This window comes from Pseudonocardia sp. NPDC049635 (assembly GCF_040659795.1).
Taxonomy (GTDB): Bacteria; Actinomycetota; Actinomycetes; order Mycobacteriales; family Pseudonocardiaceae; genus Pseudonocardia.
The window spans coordinates 304,418-328,963 of record NZ_JBFAON010000004.1; the positions used below are offsets into that span (position 1 = coordinate 304,418).

Genomic DNA, 24,546 nt, shown 5'->3' on the forward strand with positions numbered 1-24,546 from the left:
CCCGTGACTCCCGTCCTGGAGATCCGCGAACTGCACAAGACCTTCACCCTGCACGCGGTCGGCCGCACCGTCACCTCGCTGCGCGGCGTGGACCTCGACGTGGCGGCCGGTGAGCACGTGGCGCTGGCCGGGTCCAGCGGGGCCGGCAAGTCCAGCCTGCTGCGCTGCGTGCACCGCAGCTACCTGCCCGACTCGGGCACCGTCGTGCTGCACACCGAGGACGGTCCGCGGGAGCTGACCGGGCTCGACGACCGCGCCCTGGTGCGGTTGCGCTCGCGCGAGCTCGGCTACGTGTCGCAGTTCCTCGCCGCGCCCCCGCGGACCGGGCCGTGGGCGCTGGTCGCCGCGGCGGCCCGGCGGCGCGGGATCGAACCGGCCGACGCCGCCGACGCGGCAGCGGCCTCGTTGCGCCGGTTGGCGCTCGACGAGGCGCTGTGGGACGTCGACTGCGGGGTGCTGTCCGGCGGTGAACGCCAGCGGGTGAACCTGGCCGCGGCCACCGTCGCGCCACCGCGGCTGCTGCTGCTCGACGAACCGGTGTCGGCGTTGGACCCGGCCAACCGGGAACGGGCACTGGACCTGGTGGCGTCGCTGTCGGACCGGGGTGTGGCGGTACTGGCCGTGTTCCACGACGGCGACGCGATGCACCGGCTGGCGACTCGGGTCGTCGAGCTCCGGGACGGCCGGGTGCTGCGCGAGGGCACGCCGGCCCAGGTCCTGGCCGGTGCCGCATGAGCGCCCCGGCCACGACCGGTCCGGCGTGGACGCTGGACGCGCCGCCCGCCGACTACGTGCTGGGCCACGTCCGCGCGGTGCTGCCCGACCGGGTGGTCGACGATGCCTGGGTCGCCGTGCGGGACGGACGGATCGCGCAGGTCGCACCGCACCCGGGCGGGGCGTCCGCGGACGTCGACGGCCGGGGCCTCTACTGCCTGCCCGGGCTGGTCGACGTGCACTCCGACGGTCTGGAGCGCGAGCGGCTGCCCCGGCCCGGCGCGGAGCTGCCGTGGCCGTTCGCGCTGCGCTCGTTCGAGGGGAAGCTGCGCGCGGCGGGGGTGACGACGGTGTTCCACGGCGCCTCGTTCGAGCAGGCCGTCGCGCCGTCGTTCCCGCGGACCGTCGCGACCACCCTGGAGCTGTGCCGGGAGGTCGAGCACCGGGGCGCTGCTCCGGTCGAGCACCGGATCCTGCACCGGCTCGACGTCCGCTGCCCCACCGGGCTGGCCGCGTTGCGCGAACGGCTCAGCACCCTCGACGAACAGGCCGTCGTCTCGCACGAGGACCACACCCCGGGGCAGGGCCAGTACGCCGACCGCACGTACTTCGAGCGGTACGTGTCCGGGACCCAGGGACTGAGCGAGGCGCAGGCCCGAGCCCATGTGGACGAGATGATCGCCCGCCGGGAGGCGCTGCTCGACGTGCGGGACGAGGCGCTGGAGCTGCTCGGCGAGCGGGCCCGGTCGGGGGCGGTACGGCTGTTCGGGCACGACCCCGCCTCGGCCGAGGAGATCGCGGTCCTGGCCGAACGGGGTGGCGCGGTCGCCGAGTTCCCGACCACCGTGGAGGCCGCCCGGGCGGCGAGAGCCGCCGGGATGCCGGTGGTGATGGGCGCACCGAACGCGCTGCGCGGGACCTCGCACGCGGGCAACGCCTCGGCCCGCGAGCTGGTGGCCCGTGGACTGGTCACCGCGCTCGCGTCGGACTACCTGCCGTCGGGGCTGCTCGCCGCGGTGTTCCTGCTCGCCGCCGAGGGGCTGGCCGACCTGCCGGCCGCGGTCCGGCTGGTGACCCTGGGCGGCGCGGAGGCGGCCGGGCTGGCCGACCGCGGAGCGCTCACCCCGGGGCTGCGCGCCGATCTCGTGCTCGCCGAGCCGGGCCGCCCGTGGCCGTTGGTCGGCGCGGTCCTGCGGGCCGTGGAGAGGGGACGGTGAGGGCTCCGGCCGGTCACCCGGGCTCGTCCGCCTGCTGCTGACGCAGCAGTGCCCCGAGGCGTTTCATCACGTCGATCTGGGCCGGGTTGTAGAGGTCCTGCATCGCGGCGCCCATCGTGCGCTGGGCGAAGCTCGCCCCGCGCGGGGCGTCCTCGCGGATCGTCCTCATCGACGGGTGTGCCGCGTGCAGGTCCCGGACGTAGGGTGTCATCCGTTCGGCGAGGTCCTGGCGGGTCTGCTCGTCGGCGTCGGCCGGCAGGTTCTCGAACTCCTCCGCGTGCGGGTCCGGCGGCATGTCCCGCAGCATGTCCGCATATGCTTGCAGGCTCTGCGGGCCCAGCACCCGGGTCATCACGACGATCAGCGAGCGGTCGCTGTCGGAGAACTCCGGCTTGGCCGTGACCGGAGCGAAGCTCGGCGGCAGATCGGTGGGCGTGCCTTCGCGAATGATCACGCCGAGTTCGGCCCGGATCCGCTCGAGCCGTTCGATGGTCTCGGTGAGTTCGGCGTCGAGGGTGCGCAGGGCCTGTTCGGGATGGTCGTCGGCGTCACCCATGGCGGCGACCTGGGCGAGCGAGAAGCCGAGATCGGTGAGCCGCTTGATGCGCAGCAGCCGGACCAGATGCGCGACGCCGTACTGCTTGTATCCGTTGGAGCGCCGCTCGGGTTCCGGGAGCAGACCGACCTCGTGGTAGTGCCGCACCGCGCGCAGGCTGGTGCCGGCGAGCTCGGCGATCTCACGCGTGCTCCAGGCCATGGCCTTTTCCCCTCCCCGGATCCCGCACGTCGCGGCCCCGCCCCGAGATCGTGCCGTTGCGCCGCGGACCGGTACAACCCGGCCCGTCACCAGGGGTGAAGGTGCGACCACCGGGGACGATTCCGGGGTGTGATGCAGGTCGCGCCCGGTCGCTGCACGGGGACCGGCCGGGGTGTCGGTCCCACCGGATCCGCTCACCGGGTGAGCGGATCCGGTGGGCACGCAGTGCCCGGGATCAGGTCACCGGCCCGAGCCCCAGGTTGCCGCGCAGCGTCTCGTGCGCATAGTCGGTCTGGAACGCCCCGCGCTCCTGCAGGATCGGCACGACCTCGTCGGTGAGCAGCGTGAACCCCTCCGGCACGTAGGACGGCAGCAGCACGAACCCGTCGGCCGCGCCCGCCTCGAACCGGCGCAGCAGCAGCTCCGCGATCTGCTCGGACGACCCGACCGGGACGTGGTGCCCGGCGGAGGCGACCTCCCACTCGATGAGCCTGCGCAGCGTCCACCCCTCCTCGACGAGCGCCCGGTAGACCCCGAACCGGGACCGCCGCCCCTGCACCTGCGACTCCTGCGGCAGCCGCTCCAGCGGGACCGGCTCGTCGAGCTCGAGATCGTCGAGGTCGACACCGGCCAGCTGGCGGGACAGCTTCGCCCGCCCCGAGACGAGGTCGATGAAGCCGTTGAGCTCCCGCTGCACGGCCTTCGCCTCGGTCTCGGTCCGCCCGATGATCGGTGAGACGCCGGGCAGGATCTTCACCGAGCCCGGGTCGCGGCCGGTGCCGGCGACCCGCTCCTTGAGCGACCGGTAGAACCGTCTGCCGTCCTCGACGGTGGTGCGTCCGGTGGTGAACACTACGTCGGCGAACCGGGCCGCGACGTCCTGCCCGACGTCCGACGATCCGGCCTGCGCGACGATCGGGCGGCCCTGCGGCGGGCGGGCCACGTTGAGCGGCCCGCGCACGTCGAAGTGCTTCCCGACGTGGTCGATCGCGCGGACCTTCGCCGGGTCGGCGTAGACCCCGGTGGCCCGGTCGATGGTGATCGCGTCGGCGTCCCAGCTGTCGAACAGTGCGAACAGCACCTCCGCGAACTCCGCGCCCCGCTCGTAGCGCTCGTCGTGCGGGGGCAGCGTGCGTCCGTAGTTCTCCTCGCCCCACGCCGAGGTCACCAGGTTCCACCCGGCCCGGCCGTTCGAGATGTGGTCGAGCGAGGCCAGTTGGCGGGCCACGGTGTAGGGCTCGGAGAACGTCGTCGACACGCTCCCGATCAGCCCGATCCGGCTGGTCACCGCGGCCAGCGCGCTGAGCAGGGTGATCGGTTCCAGCCCGGCGAAGGGCTGGCTGCGCAGGGTGTCGGTCTCCAGCCGCAGGCCGTCGGCGAGGAACACGGCGTGCAGCTTCGCGGCCTCGGCGCGGCCGACGAGATCGGCGAACAACCGCAGGTCGTACTTCTCCTCGACCCTGCTGTTCGGGCGCCGCCAGGCGCCGGCGTGGTTGCCGACACCGCCGATCAGGGTGGCGAGCACCAGCTGCTCACCGCGGGCGACCCGATCGTCTCCGGGAACGGTCATGATGGCTGTACCTCTCGCTCGGGTCAGGACCGGGAACGGAACTCCTGCGGCACGAGCCAGTGCTCGGGGCGCGGGGTCCACTCCAGGTCCTTGCGGACGACGTAGGTGAGCGGCTGCGGCCACAGGAAGACCACGTGTGCCTGCTCCCGGAAGTGCGCGGTCGCCCGGTTCACCAGTTCCTGCTGCTGCTCGGGTGTGGTCGCCGCGGTGACCTGGGTGACCAGGTCGTCGTAGACCTCGTCCGGCTGGGCGTACTGGCTCTGGCCGTTGCCCGAGGTGTAGATCCGCAGCCGGTCGGCGGGCGCACGGTAGCCGGAGGTGTAGCCGATGTAGTACAGCGCCGGGGCATCCTCGGCGCTCCGGGTGCGCTCCACCCAGTTCGGGAACGACTGGGTGGTGATCTCGACGGTGATCCCGACCTCGCCGAGCTGGCGGGCGATCGCCTGGGACACCGGGTCCTGCGCCACGTAGCTGCCGTTGGACAGGCCGAGCTCGACGGTGAACCCGTCGGCGTGCCCGGCCGGGCGTACGTGGGGGTCGTCACACGGCGGGTGAGTCCACGGTGGGCGGGTATGCCCCTCACCGGGCCGCCACCGGCGGACCCGTCCGTCCGACGGAAGGCGCCCCGTGACCGATACCGCCGCGGCCCCGGTGACCACGTTCCTGTTGAGCCCGCCCGGGGTCTACCGGCCGCAGTCCGACACCGGTGCGCTCGCCGCCGTGATCGCCGCCGGCGGCGCCGCCCGGGGCCGGGACGTGCTCGATCTCGGCACCGGTACCGGCGCCGTGGCGCTCGCCGCGGCCCGGTCCGGCGCGCGGTCGGTGACCGCCGTCGACCTGTCCCGGCGCGCGGTCGCCGCCGCCCGGCTCAACGCCCGGTTGCACCGGTCCCGGGTGCGGGTGCACCGCGGTGACCTGTTCGGCCCGGTCCGGGGCCGCCGGTTCGGCCTGATCACCGCCAACCCGCCGTACGTGCCGTCGCGCTCGGACCGGCTCCCCCGGCACCGCAGCTCCCGCAGCTGGGACGGTGGCCGGGACGGCAGGCTGCTGGTCGACCGGATCTGTGACGGTGCCGCCGAGCATCTCGATCCCGGTGGCGTGTTGCTGCTCGTGCACGGCGGCGCCTGCGGTGCGGACCGTACGCTGGAGCGGCTCGCCGCCACCGGTCTGAGTGCCCGGGTGACGATGCGCACCCGGGTCCCGCTCGGCCCGGTGATGCGGGCCCGGGCCGCGCTGCACGAGGCACGCGGGCTGGTCGAACCCGGCGCCGTCGACGAGGAGCTGGTCGTGATCGAGGCGAGCCGTGCCTGCTGAGCCCACCCGCGTGACCCTGACCGACGACGGACCGGTGCTGGTGCACGGCCCGGTCGAGATCGAGACGGCCGACGGGCGCCGGGTCCGGTCCGACCGTCCGGTGACGGCGGTCTGTACCTGCCGCCGCACGCGGCGGCCACCGTTCTGCGACACCAGTCATCGCACCCGGGTCCGGGAGGAGCAGCGGACATGACGGTCGTACCCGCGACCCCGCACACCGGTCGGGCCCCGCTGCCCGGTGCCCGTGGCCCGTGGTCGGAGACGGTGCTGGAGCTGCTGCGCGGCGGGGACCCCCCGCCCGCCGGGGAGCCCGCGGACGCCGACCCGTACGGCGACGACCTGCAGCTGGCCCTGCACTGCTGCTACGAGCTGCACTACCGCGGTTTCGCCGGGGTCGACGACGACCGGGAGTGGGACCCGCGGCTGGTGACGCTGCGGGTCGCGCTGGAGGAGCGGTTCCTGGCGGCGCTGCGCGCCGACGTACCACCCGGTGACGACGTCGCCGCCACCGTCGAGGCGCTGCTCGTCGAGCCGGTCGGCCCGGCCGCGGAGACCGGGGTCTCGCACCACCTGTACCGGAGCGGGGAGCTGTGGCAGCTGCGCGAGTACGTCGTGCACCGGTCGGTCTACCACCTCAAGGAGGCCGACCCGCAGGCCTGGGTGATCCCGCGGCTGCCGGACGCCGCCAAGGCCGGGCTGGTCACCGTCGAGCACGACGAGTACGGCGCGGGCGATCCGGCCCGCATGCACGCGGTCCTGTTCGCGGACATGATGCGCGAGCTGGGACTGTCCACCGGCTACGGCCACTACGTCGACGTCGTTCCCGCGGCGACCCTCGCCGAGGTCAACTTCATGTCGCTGTGCGGGCTGCGGCGCAGCCTGCGCGGCGCGCTCGTCGGCCAGTTCGCGCTGGTGGAGCTGACCTCCTCGCCCGGGTCCGAACGGCTGGTGCGCGGGATGCGCCGGCTGGGTTGCGGTCCGGCGGCGATCCGCTTCTACGACGAGCACGTCGAGGCCGACGCGGTGCACGAGCAGGTCGTCCGGCGCGGCGTCCTGCGCCCGTTGCTGGCCGCGGAGCCCGCGCTCGCCGCGGACGTGGTGTTCGGGATCCGGGCCGCCGGGTTCCTCGGTGACCGGCTCGGGGAGCTGCTGCTGGGCCGGTGGTCGGCGGGCCGGTCAAGCCTGCGTGGACCGCTCCCGGACGGGCCGCCCCGGTGAGCGTCGTCGAGCTGGAGTCCGGCGCCGCCTTCTTCGACGACGTCGCCGGGATCCGGGCCTGCCTGACCGAGCCGTTGCCGCGGATCCCGCCCTGGTTCGGCTACGACGAGCGCGGCTCGGAGCTGTTCGAGCAGATCACCGAGCTGCCGACGTACTACCTCACGCGCGTCGAGTGGGCCCTGCTGCGCCGGCACGGCGCCGACATCGCGGCCCGGCTCGGCTGCCCGCGGGTGGCCGAGCTGGGCTCGGGCAGCGCCAAGAAGACCCGGTTGCTGCTGGCGGAGTGCGCCGCGCGACGCCCCACCCACTACCTGCCCGTCGACGTCAGCCGGGAGATGCTCGAGCACAGTGCCGACCGGTTGGGCGATCTGCCCGGCCTGTCCGTCACCGGTCTGTGGGGACGTTACGAGGCGGGTCTGGACCGGCTCCACGACGACGGCGGCGCCCCGCTGGCGGTGCTGTTCCTCGGCGCCAACGTCGGCAACACCACCCCGGGCGAGCGGTCGGCGCTGCTCGCCCGGATCGCCGCCGCGCTGCGTCCCGGTGACGCGTTCGCGGTCTCGGCCGACCTGCTGAAACCGGCCGCGGTGTTCGAGACCTGCTACAACGACCCGCCCGGGTACTCCGCGTTCGCCGATTTCCGGCTCAACCACCTCGCGCATCTCGCCCGCCGCTTCGGTGGGCAGGTCGAGCTCGACGACTTCCGCGCCGCCGCCCACTACGACCCGGACCACCAGGTCGTGGACGGTCGGTTGTGGGCGCGCCGGGACCGGAGCGTCGAGCTCCCGGTGCTGGGGCTCTCGCTGGACGTGCGCCGGGGCGAGGGGATCAACGTCGGGTTCTCCGCCAAGTTCGACCGCGACGGCTTCCGCCGCGACGTCGAGGCGCACGGCCTGCGGGCGGAGGCCGAGTGGGTCGACGACGAAGCGGGCTACGGCATCTTCCTGTTCCGGCGCTGAGCCCGCTGCGGCACCGTCCCCGTTCCGGCACCGTCCCTGTTCCGGCACCGTCCCTGTTCCGGCACCGTCCCTGTTCCGGTGCCGGCCTCTTTCCGTGCCGTCCGGGACCCGCCCGGGCACGGCCGGGCGATTCGGTGTGCGGCGAAATCCACGGTTGACGTGCGCCTCCTGCGGCCGCATCCTACCGTTGCGCAATACATGGCGAGTTCCGCGATGCGCAACGTGGAGGTAACAATGATCTTCGTGGGCGCGCTCTCCGACCTTCCGGCCGGGGAGTCCGTTCGGGTTCACGGTGAGGTCCCGATCGCCGTGTTCAACGTCGACGGCGAGCTGTTCGCGATCGACGACACCTGCACCCATCAGGACGCATCGCTCGCCGACGGCTGGCTGGAGGGCTGCGCGGTCGAGTGCCCGCTGCACGCCGCCTGCTTCGACCTGCGCACCGGCCGGCCCAGCGGCCCGCCCGCGAAGACACCGGTGCGCACGCACACCGTGCTCGTCGACGACGGCCGGGTGTACGTCCGCGAGTCCGCCCCGGTCACCGTCGCGCAGCCCGCCCGCTACATCGACGAGGTCGCGAGCTGATGCCGGCCCCGGTCGGGTCGGTCACCGTCGTCGGCGCCTCGCTCGCCGGGCTCGCCGCGGTGCGGGCCCTGCGCGCGCAGGGGTTCACCGGTGCGGTCACCGTCGTCGGGGCGGAGCGGCACGTCCCGTACGACCGGCCACCCCTGTCGAAGGGCTACCTCGCGGGCACCGTCACCGACGAGGAGCTCGGCCTCACCGGGCCGGACGACGCGGCGCTCGGTGTGCGGTGGCGGCTGGGCCGCACCGCGGTGGCCCTGGACGGGCCGAACCGGGTCGTCTCCCTCGACGACGGGGAGGAGCTGGCCGCCGACGCGGTCGTCCTCGCCACGGGCGCCCGGGCCCGCCGGTTGCCCGGGCCGGTCCCGGGTGGCGTGCACACGCTGCGCACCCTCGACGACGCCCGCGCCCTGCGCGCCGACCTGGCGACCGCCCGCCGGCTGGTCGTGATCGGCGCCGGGTTCGTCGGCGCCGAGGTCGCCTCGACCGCGGCCGGGCTCGGGCTGGGCGTCGACGTCGTCGAGGTCGCCCCGGTGCCGCTGCAGCGCGCGCTCGGCGCGGAGATGGGTGAGGTCTGCGCGCGGTTGCACGAGGCGAACGGGGTGCGGCTGCACCGGGGGGTCGGCGTCGAGCGGCTGCTCGGCTCGCCCCGGGTGCGCGGCGTGCGGCTGGCCGACGGACGGGAGCTGCCCGCGGACGTCGTGCTCGTCGGGATCGGCGCGGTGCCGAACACCGAGTGGCTGGCCGGTTCCGGGCTCACCCTCGACGACGGTGTCGTCACCGATGCGCAGGGGCGGACCGGCCTGCCCGGGGTGGTCGCCGTCGGCGACTGCGCCAACTCGCACCGGGACTACACCGGCGGTCTGCTCCGGCTCGAGCACTGGACCAACGCGCTGCAGCAACCCGCGGTGGCGGTGGCCGCGCTGCTCGGCGCCGAGCACGCGCTGCCCGCGCACCACGCCGTGCCGTACTTCTGGTCCGACCAGTACGGCAGGCGGATCCAGTTCGCCGGGCACCGTGCGCCGGGCGGTGCGGTGCGGCTGGTGGAGGGCGAACCGGACGGGCCCGGTGGTTTCGTCGCCGTGTTCGACGACGCCGCGGGCCAACCGGTCGGCGTGCTCGGGATCGACCGGCCACGCCCGTTCGGCGGCTGGCGCAGGCGGCTGGCCGCGCGCGTGTAGCCGGACGGCCGCAGGGCACCGACCGGCCACCCCGCCGGCGATGGATGTACCAGTCCGCACGATCAGATGTCCGAGGTGACGGCATGAGCAGTTCCCCGCCGGTGGAGCTCCCGGAGCACCCCGACTTCCTCTGGCGCAACCCGGAACCGAAGCGGCACTACGACGTCGTGATCGTCGGCGGCGGCGGGCACGGTCTGGCGACCGCCCACTACCTGGTGCGCAACCACGGCATCACCGACGTCGCGGTGCTGGAGAAGGGGTGGCTGGCCGGGGGCAACATGGCCCGCAACACCACCGTGATCCGGTCCAACTACCTCCTGGACGCCTCGGCCGCGATCTACGAGCACGCGCTGAGGCTGTGGGAGGGGCTGGAGGACGATCTCGGCTACCCGATCCTGTTCTCCCAGCGCGGCGTGCTGAACCTCGCGCACACCGAGCAGGACGTCCGCGACTCGGTCCGCCGGGTCGAGGCCAACCGGCTGGGCGGGATCGACGCCGAATGGCTCGGCCCGGACGACGTCGCCGAGCTGTGCCCGATCCTCAACGTCTCCGACGACATCCGGTACCCGGTGCTCGGCGCGACCCACCAGCCGCGCGCCGGGATCGCCAAACACGACTACGTCGCCTGGGGTTTCGCCCGCCGGGTCGACGCGGCCGGGGTCGACCTGATCCAGGACTGCGAGGTCCTCGGCTTCGACACCGACGGCGACACCGTCACCGGGATCCGCACCACCCGCGGCGAAATCGGCTGCGGCCGGGTCGCGCTGTGCGCCGCCGGGCACACCTCGACGCTGCTGGACCGGCTCGGGATCCGGGCCCCGCTGCAGTCGCACCCGCTGCAGGCGCTGGTGTCGGAGCTGCTGGAGCCGGTGCACCCGACGGTCGTGATGTCCAACGCGGTGCACGTGTACGTGTCCCAGGCGCACAAGGGCGAGCTGGTGATGGGCGCCGGGATCGACTCCTACACCGGGTACGGGCAGCGCGGCGCGTTCCACGTGATCGAACGGCAGATGGCCGCCGCGGTCGAGTTGTTCCCGGTGTTCGCGCGGGCGCACGTGCTGCGCACCTGGGCCGGGATCGTCGACACCACCCCGGACGCGTCGCCGATCGTCGGCCGCACCCCGTTCGCGAACCTCTACCTCAACTGCGGCTGGGGGACCGGCGGGTTCAAGGCGACCCCCGGTCTGGGCTGGTGCCTGGCGCACCTGATCGCCCACGACGAGCCGCACCCCTACATCGCCCCGTTCGGCCTCGACCGCTTCGTCACCGGCGCACTGGTCGACGAGCACGGCGCCGCCGCCGTCGCGCACTGACCCCGTCACCCGAGGAGCCCCAACGTGCAACTCGTCGACTGCCCCTGGTGCGGCCCCCGCGAGGAGGTCGAGTTCCACCACGGCGGCCCGGCACACGTCACCTACCCGGCCGATCCGTCCGCGCTCACCGACGAGCAGTGGGCACACTTCGTGTTCTTCCGGGAGAACCCGGAGGGCCCGGTCGCCGAGCGCTGGAACCACACGGCGGGTTGCCGGCGCTGGTTCAACGCGGTGCGCGACACCGCCACCTACCGCTTCCTCGCGGTGTACCCGGCCGGTGCACCGCGCCCCGAGCTGCCGGGGGCCCGGGACGTGACCGGCGGCCACCGGGTCGCGGGGCACGGCCGGATCGACCGGACCCGCACGCTGAGCTTCACCGTCGACGGCGTCACCCGCACCGGGCACCCGGGCGACACGCTGGCGTCGGCCCTGCTCGCCGCCGGGGTGCGGGTGCTCGGTGCGAGCGTGAACCGCCGTCGACCGCGCGGGATCGTCTCGGCCTGGACCGACGACCCGGCCGGGCTCGTCCAGATCGAGGCGCCGTTCCCCGAACCGATGCGCCAGGCCGCCGCCGTCGAGCTGTACGACGGGCTGGTCGCCCGCAGCCTGTGCGGCCGCGGCCGGCTCGCCGCGGTCGCCGACCCCCAGCGCTACGACCACCGGCACACACACTGCGACACGCTCGTCGTCGGTGCCGGCCCGGCCGGGCTGCTCGCCGCACGGACCGCCGCCCGCCGCGGCGACCGGGTGGTGCTGGTCGACGACCGTGCCACCGCGGGCGGTTCGCTGACGCCCGCCGAACGGATCGGCGGGCTGCCCGCGCCGCAGTACGTGGCCGGGGTGCTCGCCGAGCTCGCCGAAAACCCGGAGGTGCTGCACCTGCAGCGGACCACCGCGTTCGGCCACTACGACGACGGTTTCGTGCTGGCCTGCGAGCGCCGGACCGACCATCTCGGGCCGGACGCGCCGCGGAACATGTCCCGGCAGCGGGTGCACCGGATCCGGGCGGGCCGGGTGGTGATCGCGACCGGCGCGCACGAGCGCCCGGTGGTCTTCGCGAACAACGACCGGCCCGGCGTCATGCTGGCCTCGGCCGCCCGCGAGTACCTGCACCGGCACGGTGTGCTCGCCGGCCGGGAGGTCGTCGTGTTCACCACCGACGACCACGCCTACCGCGCCGCCGCCGATCTCGCCGGGGCCGGTGCGCGGGTGACCCTGCTCGACGCCCGGCCGGACGGCCCGCCGCAGCTGAGTGCGCGGTGCCGGGCCGCGGGGGTGACGGTGCGGGCCGGGACCGTCGTGGTGGACACCACGGCCGGCCCGGACGGCTCGGTCGCGGCCGCCCTGGTGCGGCCCGCCACCGACCCCGGTGCTCCGGGGCCCGATGGCACCGACCCCGGTGCTCCGGCGCCCGACGGCACGGCCCCCGGTGCGCCGGGGCCCGACGGCACGGGGCCCGACGGCACGGGGCCCGACGGCACGGCCCCGGGCGGGGCCGGGGAGCTGCCGTGCGACCTGCTGCTGGTCTCCGGTGGCTGGATCCCCGCGACCCAGCTCGTCGGCCAGGTGCGCGGCGCGCTGACCTACGATCCCGGGCCGGGCGCGTTCCGGCCCGCGCGACCACCGGCGGGGACCGAGGTGATCGGTGCCGCGAACGGCACCCTCGAGCTGGCCGGATGCCTCGCCGAGGCGGCGGGCGCGGACGCGCCGAGCGTCCCGGCCGAGCCACCGCGGACCCCGGCTCCGGTGCTGTGGCGGACCCCGGGCGACCCGGCGCAGCAGTTCGTCGACATCGCGCGGGACGTCACGGTCGCCGACATCGCGCGCGCGGTCGGTGCCGGACTCCGCTCGATCGAGCACGTCAAGCGCTACACGACCATCGGCACCGGGCACGACCAGGGCCGGACGTCCGGGACGGTCGCGGCCGGGATCACCGCCGAGCTGCTCGGCCGTCCGGTCGCGGAGCTGGGCACCACCGGCTCCCGGCCGCCGTACACGCCCGTGGCGTTCGCGGCGCTCGCCGGGCGGGAACGCGGTGAGCTCTACGACCCGGTCCGCACCACCGCCGTGCATCCCTGGCACGTCGCGCACGGCGCGGTGTTCGTCGACGTCGGGCAGTGGCGGCGGCCGCGCTTCTACCCGCGACCCGGTGAGGACATGAACGCGGCCGTGCTGCGCGAGTGCACCGCCGTCCGTTCCGGCGTCGGCATCATGGACGGCTCCACCCTCGGCACGATCGACGTGCAGGGCCCGGACGCCGGGGAGTTCCTGGACCGGGTCTACACCAACACGATGTCGACGCTGCGGGTCGGCCGGGTGCGCTACGGCGTCATGTGCGGCGACGACGGCATGGTCGTCGACGACGGCACCGTCGCCCGGCTCGACGAGCACCGGTTCCTGCTCACCACCACGACAGGCAACGCCGCGTCGGTGCTGGCGGACCTGGAGGACCGGAGCCAGACCGACTGGCCCGGCCTGCGGGTGTGGCTGACGTCGGTCAGCGACCACTGGGCGGTGTTCCCGGTCGCCGGGCCGCGCTCCCGGGACCTCATGGCGGAGGTGTTCCCCGAACTGGACGTCTCGCACGCCGCGTTCGGGTTCATGGCCTGGCGGGACACCGCGCTCGACGGGGTACCGGTCCGGCTGGCCCGCATCTCGTTCTCCGGCGAGCTGGCCTACGAGGTGAACGTCGACTCCCGGTACGCGCTCTCGGTGTGGGAGCGCCTGCTCACCGCGGGGGCCCGGCACGGGATCACCCCCTACGGCACCGAGGCCATGCACGTGCTGCGCGCCGAGAAGGGCTACCCGATCATCGGCCAGGACACCGACGGCACCGTCGCCCCGCACGACCTGGGTCTGGGCTGGGCGGTGTCGGCGACGAAGGCCGACTTCGTCGGGAAGCGCTCCTTCAGCCGGGTCGCGAACCGGGACCCGCTGCGCAGGCAGCTGGTCGGGTTGCTGGCGACCGACGCGGTGACCCGGTTGCCGGAGGGCTCGCAGATCGTCGAGTTCCGGCCCGACGGCACGTTGCCCCCGCCACCGGTGCCGATGATCGGCCACGTCACCTCCAGCTACCTCAGCGCCGAGCTGGGCCGCCCGTTCGCACTGGCGCTGCTCGCCGGCGGGCGCGACCGGATCGGTGAGGTCGTGCACGTGCCCTGCGGCGGGTCGCTCGTCCCGGCGCGGATCACCGGCCCCGTCCTCGTCGACCCCGAAGGAGCCCGCCGTGACGGCTGACATCCGGGACGGCACCCCTCCACCGGCACCGCCGTGGGTCCTCGCACCCGTCGATCCCGCCGCCGGACGGCCGGACGGCCTCTCGATCACCGTCGTGGACCGGGGCCGGTTCACCGACCTGCGGATCGACCCGCACGGACCGGGCGCGACCGCGGTCGCCGAGCTGCTCGGTGCCGCCCCGCCGACCGGGCCGAACACCTGGACCGCGACCGCCGACGGCCGGATCGTCTGGCTCGGTCCCGACGAGTGGCTGGTCGCCGGCAGCCCGGCGGAGACCGAGCTGCGCGCGGTGCTCGGCCCGCACGGCGCCGCCACCGACGTGTCCGGGCAGTGGACCGCACTGCGCATCCGCGGCCCGCTCACCCGTGAGCTGCTCGCGCTGGGTTGCGCGCTGGACACCCATCCGGCCGTGCTCGGGCCTGGACGCAGCGCGCAGACCACGATCGCGCGCGTCCCGGTGCTGCTCGTCGTCCTCGGGCCGGGCGACGACCTGCTCGTGCACGTCCGCCCGTCGTTCGCCGGGCACCTCACCGCCTGGCTGCACGACGCCACCCACGAGTTCCGGACCGACCTGAGGAGCGCCCCATGAACCCTCGTGTCGTCATCATCGGAGCCGGGATCGTCGGGACGAACCTGGCCGACGAGCTGACCGTGCGCGGCTGGACCGACGTCACCGTCGTCGACCAGGGCCCGCTGCCGCTCACCGGTGGCTCCACCTCGCACGCCCCCGGCCTGGTCTTCCAGACCAACGCCTCGCGCACCATGACGGCGTTCGCCACCTACACCGTCGAGAAGCTGATGAGCCTGCGCACCGACGACACCGGTGGATGCTTCCACCAGGTCGGCGGCCTGGAGGTCGCCACCACGCCGCGGCGGCTCGCGGACCTGCACCGCAGACACGGCTGGGCGACGGCGCGCGGGGTGCCCGCCACCGTCGTCGATCCGGCCGGGTGCGCCCGGCTGCACCCGTTGGTCGATCCCGGGCAGGTGCTCGGCGGGCTGCACACCCCCACCGACGGGCTGGCGTCGGCGACCCGCGCGGTCGTCGCGCTGACCGAGCGGGCCCGGGCCCGCGGCGCAGTGTTCCGCGGTTCCACCCGGGTCACCGGGATCAGCCGGGCCGGTGGCCGGGTCAGCGGGGTGCGGACCGAGCAGGGGGAGATCCCGGCCGACGTCGTCGTATGCTGTGCCGGGTTCTGGGGGCGCGAGCTCGGGAAGCTCGCCGGCATGCGGGTGCCGCTGCTGCCGCTGGCCCACCAGTACGCCCGCTCCGGCCGGGTCGAGGAGCTGGCGGCACGCAACGGCACCGGGATCGAGGCGCAGCTGCCGATCCTGCGCCACCAGGACGCGGATCTCTACTTCCGTGAGCACCACGACCGGATCGGGATCGGCTCGTACGCGCACCGTCCGATGCCGGTGTCGCTCGCCGAGCTGCCGGAGACCGGAGGCTCCACCTCGGAGAGCGCGCAGCCCTCGATGCTGCCCTTCACCGAGGACGACTTCGCCGAGCAGTGGGAGCAGAGCCGGGAGCTGCTGCCGGCCCTGCGCGGGACGAAGGTCGAGACCGGGTTCAACGGAATCTTCTCCTTCACTCCCGACGGTGGCCCGCTGATCGGCGAGTCCGCCGACGTCGCCGGCTTCTGGATCGCCGAGGCGGTGTGGGTGACGCACTCGTCGGGGGTGGCCCGGGCGGTCGCGCAGCTGCTCGTCGACGGGCGCAGCGAGCTGGACCTGCACGGCTGCGACGTGCACCGGTTCGACGAGGTCGAGACCACCGACGCGTTCGTCGACGAGACCGCGCAGCGCAACTTCGTCGAGATCTACGACGTGGTGCACCCGCTGGCGCCCCGAACCTCGCCGCGGGACCTGCGGACCAGCCCGTTCCACGACCGGCAGCGTGAGCTGGGCGCGGTCTTCCTGCCGGCGCACGGCTGGGAGCGCCCGCACTGGTACGAGGCGAACGCCGCGCTGCTGCCGGAGCTGCCGCCCGACCGGCGGGAGCCGGAACGCGACTCCTGGTCCGCGATGTTCCACTCGCCGGTCGTCGCGGTCGAGGCGTGGCGCACCCGCACCGCGGTCGGGCTCTACGACATGACACCGCTGACCCGGATCGAGGTCGCCGGGCCGGACGCGTGCGCCTTCCTGGACCGGCTCACCACCGGTGCGGTGGACCGCCCCGCCGGGTCGGTCACCTACACCCTGATGCTCGACGACGCCGGCGGCATCCGCAGCGATCTCACCGTCGCCCGGCTCGGCGACGACGTCTACCAGGTCGGCGCGAACGGCAACCTCGACGTCGACCGGCTGCGCCGCGCCGCGGCGGGGGAACGAGGGGTGGGGGTCCGCGACATCACCGGCGGCACCTGCTGCATCGGCGTCTGGGGGCCGCTGGCCCGCGAGCTGGTGCAACCGCTGACCGGCGACGACCTCTCGCACGACGGCCTGAAGTACTTCCGGGCGCGGTCCGCGCACATCGCCGGCATCCCGGTGACGGTCATGCGGCTGTCCTACGTCGGCGAGCTCGGCTGGGAGATCTGCACCGGCGCCGAGTACGGGCGGAAGCTCTGGGACGTGCTGTTCGACGCCGGCCGCCCGCTCGGCGCCGTCCCTGCCGGCCGGGCCGCGTTCAATGCCCTGCGGTTGGAGAAGGGCTACCGGTCCTGGGGCACCGACATGACCAGCGAGCACGACCCGTACCAGGCCGGGCTCGGATTCGCGGTGCGCGACAAGGAGACCGCCTTCGTCGGCCGGGACGCGCTGGAGGGCGTCGGAGACGACGCCGTCGACCGGCGGCTGACCTGCCTGACCGTCGACGACGGATGCAGCGTCGTGCTCGGTGGCGAGCCGGTGCTGCTCGACGGTGAACCGGCCGGGTACGTCACCTCGGCGGCGTTCGCGTACACCCTCGGGTTCCCGGTCGCCTACGCCTGGCTGCCCGCCGGGTTGGCGGTCGGGAGCGCGGTCGAGATCCGCTGGTTCGACCGCGGTGTCGCCGCGACGGTGGCCGCGGAACCGCTGCTCGACCCGGGGATGACCCGGATCCGGCGGTGAGGTGCGGGCGCCGGTCCGGGAACGGGTGGGAGGCCCGCTCACCGGGTCGTCGTCACGGGTCGGGCGTTCCCCCGGCTTCGGGTTCGCGGCGGCCCGCAGGTCGTTCGCACCTCGATCGCGGCACAGCCGGACCGGTGCCGGTCATCCGATGTGGCCGCGGACCCAGTCGTGGAACTCGCCGATGTGGTGCTCACCGGGCACCAGCACCCCGCCCTTCTCGTACGCCCGGGAGCCCATCGCGACCTGGCAGCGCTCGCAGGCGGCGAAGTCCTGCTGGTTGACCCGGTGGAACAGCTCGACCGAGCGGTCGATGTCGGCACCGGACTCGATGACACCGGGCAGGTAGAGCCAGTCGCAGACGACCTGCGTGCGATCCGGTGCGAGCGGGAACATCCGGTGGAACACCACGTGATCGGGTACCAGGTTGAGGAACACCTGCGGGCGGATCGTGACCGCGTAGTAGCGGCGGTCCTGCTCGGGTGTGACGCCCGGGATCCGCTCCACGCCGGGTGAACCGTCGACGGTGAACCCCGCCACATCGTCGCCGAACGCCGCGCCGTGACCGACGAAGTACTGGGCTGCGAGACCGTCGGCGAACTCGGGGAGCACGTCGGTCAGCTCGGGATGGATCGTCGCGCAGTGGTAGCACTCCATGAAGTTCTCGACGATCTGCTTCCAGTTCGCCGCCACGTCGTAGGAGATCCGGCGGCCGAGCCGCAGGTTCGCCACGTCGTAGCCGACGATCGCGTCCGGCGAACCGAGCCGGCCGGTGACGTCGGCGATCACGGTCTCGTCGAACGACGGCGGGTGCTCGGCGAGCGAGAGCCACACGTAACCCAGCCACTCGCGGACGTGCACGGCGTGCAGGCCCCACTCGGACTTGTCGACGTCGGGCATCCGGGTCAGGTTCGGGGCGGCGACGAGCTTGCCGTCCAGGCCGTAGGTCCAGGCGTGGTACGGGCACTGGAACGAGCGCCGGACCTCCCCCCGCTCCTCGGTGCACAGCCGGGCGCCCCGGTGCCGGCAGACGTTGAGGTAGGCGGCGATTCGCCCGTCCCGGCGGCGGGTGACGAGCACGCTCTCCCGCCCGACCCGGACGGTCTCGTACTGCCCGGGCCGCTCCAGGTCGGCGGCGAGCACCGCGCAGAACCAGCCGGTGTGGAAGATCCGGTCCTGTTCGGCCCGGAAGATCTGCGGATCGGTGTAGTAGTGGCCGGCCAGGGTCTCCCGCAGGCTCGGCGGGAGACCACGCTCCTGCTCGACGGGGGTCGGCAGCTCACCGGTCGTCATGGCGGTGCTCCTCGGGCAGGAGGGTGGATGCCGGCACCGGGCCGCACCGCCCGTCCCGGAGATTGAGTTGCGGAGCGCGCAACTTGATGTGCACTGCGCACCGAAATGGGACCGCGTGCGGTGGGGAACTGTCAAGGGGACCCGTTGCGTGACGTCATCGCGCGGGTTCGCGGGAGCGGCAGGGGTCAGCCGCGCAGCACCCGCGGGATCGCGCCGCGCACCTCCTCGAGCGAGGAGAAGACGTCCCGGGCGCCCGCCTCACGCAGCTCGTCCGCACCGAAACCACCGGTGCGCACGGCATAGGCCGGGCACCCGGCCGCGACCGCGGCGCGCACGTCCCACACCGAGTCGCCGACGACGAACCCGGCCGATCCCGCGACCCGGCGCAGCGCGACCCGGACGAGCTCCGGATCGGGCTTGGTGCGGGTGACGTCCTCGCGGGTCAGGCACTCCCGGGCGAGCGATCGGCCGTCGAACAGCTCCAGGTAGGCCTGCACGTGCTCGGGCGCGCCCGAGCTGGCCAGCACCACCGTCAGGCCGAACCCCTCGGCCAGGTCGGCCAGCAGCTCCCTGGCCCCGGGCAGCGCCCGCACCTCGGGCAGCAGCGGCTCGAACTCCTCCTTCCAGGCGGCACGGGCGTCGTCGCCGTGCTCGGCCTCGAAGCGGTCCCCGGCGACGGCCGGGACGAGCTGGTCGCCGCCCATCCCGACCGCGCGGTGCAGCGTCCAGAGCGGCACCGTGCGGTCGAACCGGCGCAACGCGCGCGACCAGGCGAGCGCGTGGTGGTAGTTGGTGTCGACGAGGGTGCCGTCGACGTCGATCACCGCGGTGTCCGGCGTGGTCATCGGGGCGGGGTACCCGCTCCGCGCGGGTCCACTCCGGCTCGAACGTCACGGGCCCGCTCGCGCTCGAGCGAATCGGCGACCACCGTCCGGGCCACCTGCCACAGCTTGTTGTTCGTGACCTGGGACAGCTCACGCAGGAACGCGAAGGCCTCGTCGGGGCCGCAGCCGCGGGTGGCCATCAGGATCCCCTTCGCCTGTTCGATCACGACGTGCCGGTCGAACCGGTCCCGCAACCGCCGGTTCTCCGCCGTGACCTCCCTGGCCAGCGCGGTCGTGCTGATCGGGTCGGTCGCGACGGGCGCGTCCGGGTCCGCCGGTCCCGCGGCGGGCTCGGCGGACCGGCCGTCGTGCCGGTGCGCCCACAGCTCGGTGACGTCCTCGACGTGCACCAGGATCCCGATCGTCCGGCCGTCGGCGTCGTGCACCGGGGAGTTCACCGCCACCCACAGCTTCTGCACGTGGCCGGTCGCGTCCCGGGGGGCGGGGACGTCGTAACGCTGCAGGCCCATGTGGTCCCGCTCACCGCTGCGCAGCACCCGCAGCAGCGACGCGGTGACCCGGGCGACGCCGTCGGATCCGGGACGGTCGGGATCGTCGGGCAGGACGTCGAACAGCACGTGCCCGTCGAGCTCACCGGGTTCGCGCAGGGTCACCTCGTGGTACGCCCGGTTCGCCGCGTGGACCCGCAGCTCCCGGTCCAGGACCAGGTACGGGGACCGGGTGGCGTGGAACAGGGGGCCGTCGAGGACGGCGCGCAGTGCCCGCGTCTCGGCTCCGGATCGCATCTGACCTCCGCGGCCACCGGAGGCGCCACGACGGTCCCGCGCGCGACGCGTCGTCGGGTCCCGGATCGGGCGCGTACCGGCAGCGCCTGCTCGTGCGCTGTCGGACTCCCCGGCCCGGCCGTCGCGGCGGGCCCGGGAAGCGGGCCGGTCGTTCCGGCCTCGGGCGGCGCTCCCGGGGATACCCCCTCCCCGGGTGCTCGGACCCGAATCTAGGACACCGGCCGGGCAGCGGCAACGCGGTGCCCGGCCGGCAGGCCGCGCGCCGTCACCGCGCGCCCTGCCGGAGGAGCTCGGTACCCCGCTCGTGGTCGGCGTCGGCGAGATGCGCGGCCACCCCGCAGAGCACACCGCGGTGGCGGTACCAGGCGGTGAACCCGCCGTGGTCGTGCGCGTCGAACTCGATCTCGTCGAAGCCGTCGCCCCAGGCCGTGTACTTGAGCGTGTGGTCGCCGATCTCGGTCCAGAACCCGGGCGGGGAGTCCCAGCGGGCGTCGCCGCCCGCCGCGGTCGTGCCTGCGATCGTGCCCATCGCCTCGGCCTCCCCCCAGTGCTCGACGGGCAGGTGCCTGCCGGCGGCGGTGTTGTACGCCAGTGCGACGTCCCCGGCGGCGAGCACACCGGGCACCGAGCTGCGCATCCGCTCGTCGACGACCACCCGGCCCGAGGAGACCGGGATCCCGGCGTCCTCGGCGAGCCCGGCCCGCGGGGTCGCCCCGGCCGCGACGAGCACGAGATCGGCGTGCTCGGGGTCCCCGCCGGCGACGTGCACGACCCGGCCGGACACGGACGGCCCGCTCCCGGAGACCGTGATCCCGGACACCTCGGACCCGCCGCGCAGCGTGACGCCCTCCTCGCGCAACCAGGCGGCGAACCGCTCGCCGACCGCGTCGCCGAGCCGGGCCGCCTGCGGCACCCGCTCGTCGCTGCACACGGTGACCCGCAACCCGCGCCGGGCGAGCGAGACGGCGGCCTCGCAACCGATGAACCCCGATCCGACGACGACCGCCGAGCCGGCCTGCCCGAGGCGCTCGTCCAGCGTCCGGGCGTCGGCGAGCGTGCGCAGGTACAGCGCGGAGTCCGCACCCGGGACCGGCAGCGGGGTCGGGGCCGAACCGGTCGCGAGCAGGCACTGCCGGTAGGTGACGGTGCTGCCGTCGTCCAGGCGGGCCGACCGGTCATCGGTCGAGAGCGACTCGACCCGCCGCCCGGTGCGGATCTCGGCCCCGGTCGTGCCGGGCAGCAGCAGCTCGGACTCCTCGGTCTCGCCGCGCAGCAGCTCCTTGGACAGCGGGGGCCGGAAGTAGGGCGGGGTGTCGTCGTCGGAGACCAGAAGGACCGGGCCGGCGCCACCGTGCTCCCGGTAGGCGAGCGCCGCATGGTGCGCGGCGGGACCACCACCGACGATCAGCAGCGCGGCCGTCATGACGGGCGCGTTCATGCCACCGGGCTACCCGCGACGCGCCCCCCGACACCTGCGTGCCGGGCCAGCAGATCGGCGAGCCCGCCACGGGCCCGCCCCACGGTTCTGGCGCTGGTGCGGACGTCGTCCACCGGGCCGGGCAGCACCCGGTACCCGCTCGCCCGCAACCGGGCGACGATCCCGTGGTCCTCGCCGCAGTCGATCGCCGGGAAACCGCCGACCGCGGTGAACGCGGTCGCCCGGACACCCAGGTTCGCCGCGTACACCGGGCGGTCCGGTGGCGGGGGCTCGCCGGGCGGGACCGGGGAACCGGGGAGGTCGAGCACGACCCCGCCGATGACGGCGTCGGCGCCGGAGTCGGCGCGGGCCAGGTGGCCGCGCACCCACCCGGGCTCGACCGTGCAGTCGGCGTCGGTGCTGAGCAGCCAGGTCCGGCCGGCCTCGGCGCCGGGCGGGCCGGGCGACCCGAGCAGGGTGAGCACGGTGGCCGCGGCACGGGCCCGGACGGCGCCCACCGGCGCCGGCGGATCGCCCGGGCCGGTCTCCAGCACGGCGTGCCGGACCCGCGCACCGGCCGGATGCCGGGCGATCGCGTCCCGGGCTCGGGCCGCGGTGCCGTCCGAGCAGCGGTCGGCCAGGACACACAGTGCCCGCACCCGCAGGCCCGGGACGGCGTCCAGCGCGGTGAGCACGGACCGGACGCAGGCGCCGATCGTCTCCGACTCGTCGTGCGCCGGCACCAGCACGCCGACGGCCTCGACCGGCCTCACCGGCGGCGCACCACGTGCAGCAGGAAGTCCTCGTCGAGGTGCTCGACGAGCGGGGTGAACCGGTCGTCGTCGACGATCCTGCGGTGCACGGCGGCGCCGTCGCACGGGGCCTCGGCGGGCCATTGCCGCCAGTGCGCGACCACCAGGTCCCCGCCGGGGCGCAGCGCCGCGGCGATCCGGTCGAGCACGGCGTCGACCCGCTCCGGGGGCAGGTAGTAGAGCAGCTCGGACGCCACGACGAGATCGGCCCCGTCCGGCATCGCCCGCGGGTCGTCCACATCGGAGCGGAGCACCTGCACCCCCGGCAGGCCGGCGACCCGGCGCGCGGTGGCCGCGACCGCCTCCTCGACGACGTCGGTGGCGACGACGCGGTCGCAGCGGCCGGCGAGGGCGCGGGTCAGCTCACCCAGCCCGCAACCGGGCTCGGCGGCCAGCCGGTAGCGTTCCCGGGGCAGCGCGGCGAGCAGCACCTCCCGCTTGCGACGCTCGTACCAGGAGCTCCGGACCTGCCACGGGTCTGCGCCATCCCGGTAGAGCCCGGCGAACAGCTCGGGCGGTGCACCGGTCGAGGACGGCTCCCGGAAGTAGATCTCCCGGTCGCCCACGAAGTGCGCGAGGGTCTGCGCGGACAGCACCGGGCGGTTCCCGCCGGGCGGGACGGTGCGCTGCGAGACGTGCGCGTCGATCGCGCGCCGTTTCGCCGCGCGGTCGGCATCGCCGAGCCGTAGCCGGTAACCGCGGTCCCAGGGGACGATCGGATCGGTCGGGTCGATCCGGGTGCGCGCCCAGATCGGGAAGCCGAAGCCGTGCGCGGTGACCGGGGCGGCCGCGACGCACGCACGCCCGACGGCGGCGTGATCGGGGTGCGGGTCCTCGCGCCACGGCGAGATCCAGGCGTCGGCGCCGGCCAGGTACGGGGCCAGTGCCTCGGCCAGCTCGTCGTCCCGCAGGGCGGAGTCGGGCATCCCGAGCCGGTGCACGGTCGCGGGAACCTCCAGCGCGGCGAGGGCGGCGTCCAGCTCGCGCAGCCGGGTGCGGGCCAGCTCGGCCCGGTCCATGCCGGTGACCTCGGGCAGTGCGGCTTCGCCGTCGCTGGCCAGCACCAGCTCCACGGTGCCGCCCGCCCGCGCGACCCCGCGGAGCAGCCCGGCGGCGCCGAGCGTCTCGTCGTCGGGATGCGCGCTGACCACGACCAGCCGCCGGAACTGCGCCGGGTCCAGCTCGCGATGCGTGAGGGCGTCGGCGGCGTCGGTCCAGACGTCCTCGCCGTGGCGGGGCTCCATCAGACGCCACCACCCAGAACGACGCGGCCCAGCTCGGCCCGGTCCCGGGCGCCGTGCTGCTGACGCAGGTAGATCTGCAGGTCGGCGAGCCGTGCGGTCAACCCGCGGGACCCGGCGAGGGCGCTCACCCCGGCGCATTCCGGCGCGACGTCGAGCACCGTGCGGCCGGCCCGCTCGACGGCTGCCCTGACCGTCGCCACCGCGCCATGGTGCGGTTCGCCGGGGTCGGCGTCGATCCGCGCGGCGGTGGCGCGCAGCAGCGTGTCGGCGCCCGCGACGGCGGCGTGCATCTCGCCGAACCCGGCGAGGCGGTGCGGATCGCCGCCCCCGTCGAGCGCCCCGGGGCGCAGCGTGGCAGCGACCTCGTCGACGATGCCCGCGGCGCCACCCAGCCAGACGGCGGCCACCCCGGCGCCGCCGTGCGCGAAACCCGGTCGGTCGGTATAGGCGTCCGGGCCGCCGACGACGGCCTCCGCCGGCACCGGCACGTCGTGCAGCACCACGTCGTGGGTGTCGCTGGCCGCCATCCCGGCCGCCCGCCACGCGTCCCCGAGTCGTTCGATCCGCGGGTCGTGCAGGTCCAGCTCCACCAGCCGGGTGCTGCCGTCGCCCGCGTCGGCGACGACGAGCGCCCGGTCCAGCAGGTGGGTGCCCGAGCAGAACCGGACGGTGCCGTTCAGCCGGGCGCCGTCGGCGGCCCGTCCGATCCGGGCACCACCACCGGCCCGCGACGCCCAGACCCCGTAGCGGGCGCCGGGGTGGGCGGCCCGGTCGTACCCGGCGAGGATCGCGACCGCGTCGGTGTGGCCCTCGGCGAGCCGGGCCACCGGCAGATCGCGGCGGCCGAGCCGGGCGAGCCGGGCCCAGCGCTGCGGGGTCGATCCCGACCCGGGCAGCGGGAGATCGAGGTCACCGGCGTCGAGCAGGGCGGCGAGCACCGTCGCCGCGGGTGCCGGATACGGCTCGGGAGCACCGTGCGGTGCGGGCACGGGATCGAGGATCCCGGCGTCGGGGGCAACGCTCACCCCCGAGAGTGCCCA

Annotated in this window: 22 protein-coding genes; 12 read left to right on the forward strand and 10 right to left on the reverse strand. The window is 74.8% G+C overall.

Features of this window, described 5'->3' with window-relative positions:
* The first annotated feature begins 3 nt into the window (after positions 1-3).
* Together AB0J24_RS08010 and AB0J24_RS08015 are read left to right on the forward strand one after the other, a co-directional pair.
* Complete coding sequence (locus AB0J24_RS08010; RefSeq protein ID WP_358677211.1) at positions 4-735, forward strand: ATP-binding cassette domain-containing protein; 732 nt, start codon at positions 4-6, stop codon at positions 733-735.
* Positions 732-1,931, forward strand: coding sequence for an alpha-D-ribose 1-methylphosphonate 5-triphosphate diphosphatase (locus AB0J24_RS08015; protein WP_358677213.1), 1,200 nt, complete (start codon positions 732-734; stop codon positions 1,929-1,931). Before AB0J24_RS08010 ends, AB0J24_RS08015 begins: the two co-directional genes overlap by 4 nt.
* A 13-nt stretch (positions 1,932-1,944) precedes the next feature.
* Here AB0J24_RS08015 and AB0J24_RS08020 read toward each other — a convergent pair whose 3' ends face one another.
* From AB0J24_RS08020 to AB0J24_RS08030, 3 genes are all read right to left on the reverse strand, one after another.
* Complete coding sequence (locus tag AB0J24_RS08020; RefSeq protein ID WP_358677216.1) at positions 1,945-2,688, reverse strand: MerR family transcriptional regulator; 744 nt, start codon at positions 2,686-2,688, stop codon at positions 1,945-1,947.
* Positions 2,689-2,923: 235 nt separating this feature from the next.
* Positions 2,924-4,258, reverse strand: coding sequence for an LLM class flavin-dependent oxidoreductase (locus tag AB0J24_RS08025; RefSeq protein WP_358677218.1), 1,335 nt, complete (start codon positions 4,256-4,258; stop codon positions 2,924-2,926).
* A gap of 23 nt (positions 4,259-4,281) precedes the next feature.
* A complete protein-coding gene (locus tag AB0J24_RS08030; RefSeq protein WP_358677221.1) occupies positions 4,282-4,725 on the reverse strand; it encodes a hypothetical protein in 444 nt (147 codons plus the stop codon).
* A gap of 160 nt (positions 4,726-4,885) precedes the next feature.
* Between AB0J24_RS08030 and AB0J24_RS08035 the strand changes: the two genes are divergently transcribed.
* The 10 genes from AB0J24_RS08035 to AB0J24_RS08080 all read left to right on the forward strand — a co-directional run bounded on the left by AB0J24_RS08035 (position 4,886) and on the right by AB0J24_RS08080 (position 17,113).
* Complete coding sequence (locus AB0J24_RS08035) at positions 4,886-5,572, forward strand: HemK2/MTQ2 family protein methyltransferase (RefSeq protein ID WP_358677223.1); 687 nt, start codon at positions 4,886-4,888, stop codon at positions 5,570-5,572.
* On the forward strand, positions 5,562-5,765 hold the full coding sequence (locus AB0J24_RS08040) for a CDGSH iron-sulfur domain-containing protein (RefSeq protein WP_358677226.1): 204 nt from the start codon (positions 5,562-5,564) through the stop codon (positions 5,763-5,765). Before AB0J24_RS08035 ends, AB0J24_RS08040 begins: the two co-directional genes overlap by 11 nt.
* Positions 5,762-6,790 carry an iron-containing redox enzyme family protein gene (locus tag AB0J24_RS08045; protein WP_358677229.1) on the forward strand — a complete coding sequence of 343 codons (1,029 nt, stop codon included), beginning with the start codon at positions 5,762-5,764 and terminating at the stop codon, positions 6,788-6,790. Before AB0J24_RS08040 ends, AB0J24_RS08045 begins: the two co-directional genes overlap by 4 nt.
* A complete protein-coding gene (locus AB0J24_RS08050) occupies positions 6,787-7,749 on the forward strand; it encodes an L-histidine N(alpha)-methyltransferase (protein ID WP_358677231.1) in 963 nt (320 codons plus the stop codon). Before AB0J24_RS08045 ends, AB0J24_RS08050 begins: the two co-directional genes overlap by 4 nt.
* A gap of 234 nt (positions 7,750-7,983) precedes the next feature.
* Positions 7,984-8,334 (forward strand): bifunctional 3-phenylpropionate/cinnamic acid dioxygenase ferredoxin subunit, encoded by a 351-nt coding sequence (locus tag AB0J24_RS08055; RefSeq protein ID WP_358677386.1) that lies wholly within the window; start codon positions 7,984-7,986, stop codon positions 8,332-8,334.
* Positions 8,334-9,512, forward strand: coding sequence for an FAD-dependent oxidoreductase (locus AB0J24_RS08060; RefSeq protein ID WP_358677234.1), 1,179 nt, complete (start codon positions 8,334-8,336; stop codon positions 9,510-9,512). Before AB0J24_RS08055 ends, AB0J24_RS08060 begins: the two co-directional genes overlap by 1 nt.
* An 83-nt stretch (positions 9,513-9,595) precedes the next feature.
* Complete coding sequence (locus tag AB0J24_RS08065; protein WP_358677237.1) at positions 9,596-10,825, forward strand: sarcosine oxidase subunit beta family protein; 1,230 nt, start codon at positions 9,596-9,598, stop codon at positions 10,823-10,825.
* A gap of 24 nt (positions 10,826-10,849) precedes the next feature.
* Complete coding sequence (locus tag AB0J24_RS08070; RefSeq protein ID WP_358677240.1) at positions 10,850-14,062, forward strand: sarcosine oxidase subunit delta; 3,213 nt, start codon at positions 10,850-10,852, stop codon at positions 14,060-14,062.
* Complete coding sequence (locus AB0J24_RS08075; RefSeq protein ID WP_358677243.1) at positions 14,052-14,651, forward strand: sarcosine oxidase subunit gamma family protein; 600 nt, start codon at positions 14,052-14,054, stop codon at positions 14,649-14,651. The genes AB0J24_RS08070 and AB0J24_RS08075 overlap by 11 nt, the downstream gene beginning before the upstream one ends.
* Positions 14,648-17,113, forward strand: a complete 2,466-nt coding sequence (locus tag AB0J24_RS08080) for an FAD-dependent oxidoreductase (RefSeq protein ID WP_358677245.1) — start codon at positions 14,648-14,650, stop codon at positions 17,111-17,113. The genes AB0J24_RS08075 and AB0J24_RS08080 overlap by 4 nt, the downstream gene beginning before the upstream one ends.
* A gap of 141 nt (positions 17,114-17,254) precedes the next feature.
* On the opposite strand, the gene AB0J24_RS08085 is transcribed toward AB0J24_RS08080, so the two are convergent.
* From AB0J24_RS08085 to AB0J24_RS08115, 7 genes are all read right to left on the reverse strand, one after another.
* Positions 17,255-18,403 (reverse strand): aromatic ring-hydroxylating dioxygenase subunit alpha, encoded by a 1,149-nt coding sequence (locus AB0J24_RS08085; RefSeq protein WP_358677248.1) that lies wholly within the window; start codon positions 18,401-18,403, stop codon positions 17,255-17,257.
* A gap of 185 nt (positions 18,404-18,588) precedes the next feature.
* Complete coding sequence (locus tag AB0J24_RS08090; protein ID WP_358677250.1) at positions 18,589-19,248, reverse strand: HAD family hydrolase; 660 nt, start codon at positions 19,246-19,248, stop codon at positions 18,589-18,591.
* Entirely contained in the window at positions 19,245-20,033 is a 789-nt protein-coding gene (locus AB0J24_RS08095; RefSeq protein WP_358677253.1) for an ANTAR domain-containing protein, read from the reverse strand. Before AB0J24_RS08095 ends, AB0J24_RS08090 begins: the two co-directional genes overlap by 4 nt.
* Positions 20,034-20,298: 265 nt before the next feature.
* A complete protein-coding gene (locus tag AB0J24_RS08100) occupies positions 20,299-21,471 on the reverse strand; it encodes an FAD/NAD(P)-binding oxidoreductase (RefSeq protein WP_358677256.1) in 1,173 nt (390 codons plus the stop codon).
* Complete coding sequence (locus AB0J24_RS08105; protein ID WP_358677259.1) at positions 21,468-22,223, reverse strand: glycosyltransferase; 756 nt, start codon at positions 22,221-22,223, stop codon at positions 21,468-21,470. The genes AB0J24_RS08100 and AB0J24_RS08105 overlap by 4 nt, the downstream gene beginning before the upstream one ends.
* Positions 22,220-23,506, reverse strand: coding sequence for a bifunctional PIG-L family deacetylase/class I SAM-dependent methyltransferase (locus tag AB0J24_RS08110; RefSeq protein ID WP_358677262.1), 1,287 nt, complete (start codon positions 23,504-23,506; stop codon positions 22,220-22,222). The genes AB0J24_RS08105 and AB0J24_RS08110 overlap by 4 nt, the downstream gene beginning before the upstream one ends.
* Positions 23,506-24,531 (reverse strand): acyl-CoA dehydrogenase, encoded by a 1,026-nt coding sequence (locus AB0J24_RS08115; protein WP_358677265.1) that lies wholly within the window; start codon positions 24,529-24,531, stop codon positions 23,506-23,508. Before AB0J24_RS08115 ends, AB0J24_RS08110 begins: the two co-directional genes overlap by 1 nt.
* Positions 24,532-24,546 lie beyond the last annotated feature (15 nt).

Bases quoted from the DNA above. Each gene is read 5' to 3' on its own strand.
- AB0J24_RS08020 (WP_358677216.1), bottom strand. From the start codon at position 2,688: ATGGCCTGGAGCACGCGTGAGATCGCCGAGCTCGCCGGCACCAGCCTG.
- AB0J24_RS08095 (WP_358677253.1), bottom strand. From the start codon at position 20,033: ATGCGATCCGGAGCCGAGACGCGGGCACTGCGCGCCGTCCTCGACGGC.
- AB0J24_RS08060 (WP_358677234.1), top strand. From the start codon at position 8,334: ATGCCGGCCCCGGTCGGGTCGGTCACCGTCGTCGGCGCCTCGCTCGCC.
- AB0J24_RS08045 (WP_358677229.1), top strand. From the start codon at position 5,762: ATGACGGTCGTACCCGCGACCCCGCACACCGGTCGGGCCCCGCTGCCC.
- AB0J24_RS08090 (WP_358677250.1), bottom strand. From the start codon at position 19,248: ATGACCACGCCGGACACCGCGGTGATCGACGTCGACGGCACCCTCGTC.
- AB0J24_RS08080 (WP_358677245.1), top strand. From the start codon at position 14,648: ATGAACCCTCGTGTCGTCATCATCGGAGCCGGGATCGTCGGGACGAAC.
- AB0J24_RS08015 (WP_358677213.1), top strand. From the start codon at position 732: ATGAGCGCCCCGGCCACGACCGGTCCGGCGTGGACGCTGGACGCGCCG.
- AB0J24_RS08025 (WP_358677218.1), bottom strand. From the start codon at position 4,258: ATGACCGTTCCCGGAGACGATCGGGTCGCCCGCGGTGAGCAGCTGGTG.
- AB0J24_RS08085 (WP_358677248.1), bottom strand. From the start codon at position 18,403: ATGACGACCGGTGAGCTGCCGACCCCCGTCGAGCAGGAGCGTGGTCTC.
- AB0J24_RS08110 (WP_358677262.1), bottom strand. From the start codon at position 23,506: ATGGAGCCCCGCCACGGCGAGGACGTCTGGACCGACGCCGCCGACGCC.
- AB0J24_RS08055 (WP_358677386.1), top strand. From the start codon at position 7,984: ATGATCTTCGTGGGCGCGCTCTCCGACCTTCCGGCCGGGGAGTCCGTT.
- AB0J24_RS08065 (WP_358677237.1), top strand. From the start codon at position 9,596: ATGAGCAGTTCCCCGCCGGTGGAGCTCCCGGAGCACCCCGACTTCCTC.
- AB0J24_RS08100 (WP_358677256.1), bottom strand. From the start codon at position 21,471: ATGAACGCGCCCGTCATGACGGCCGCGCTGCTGATCGTCGGTGGTGGT.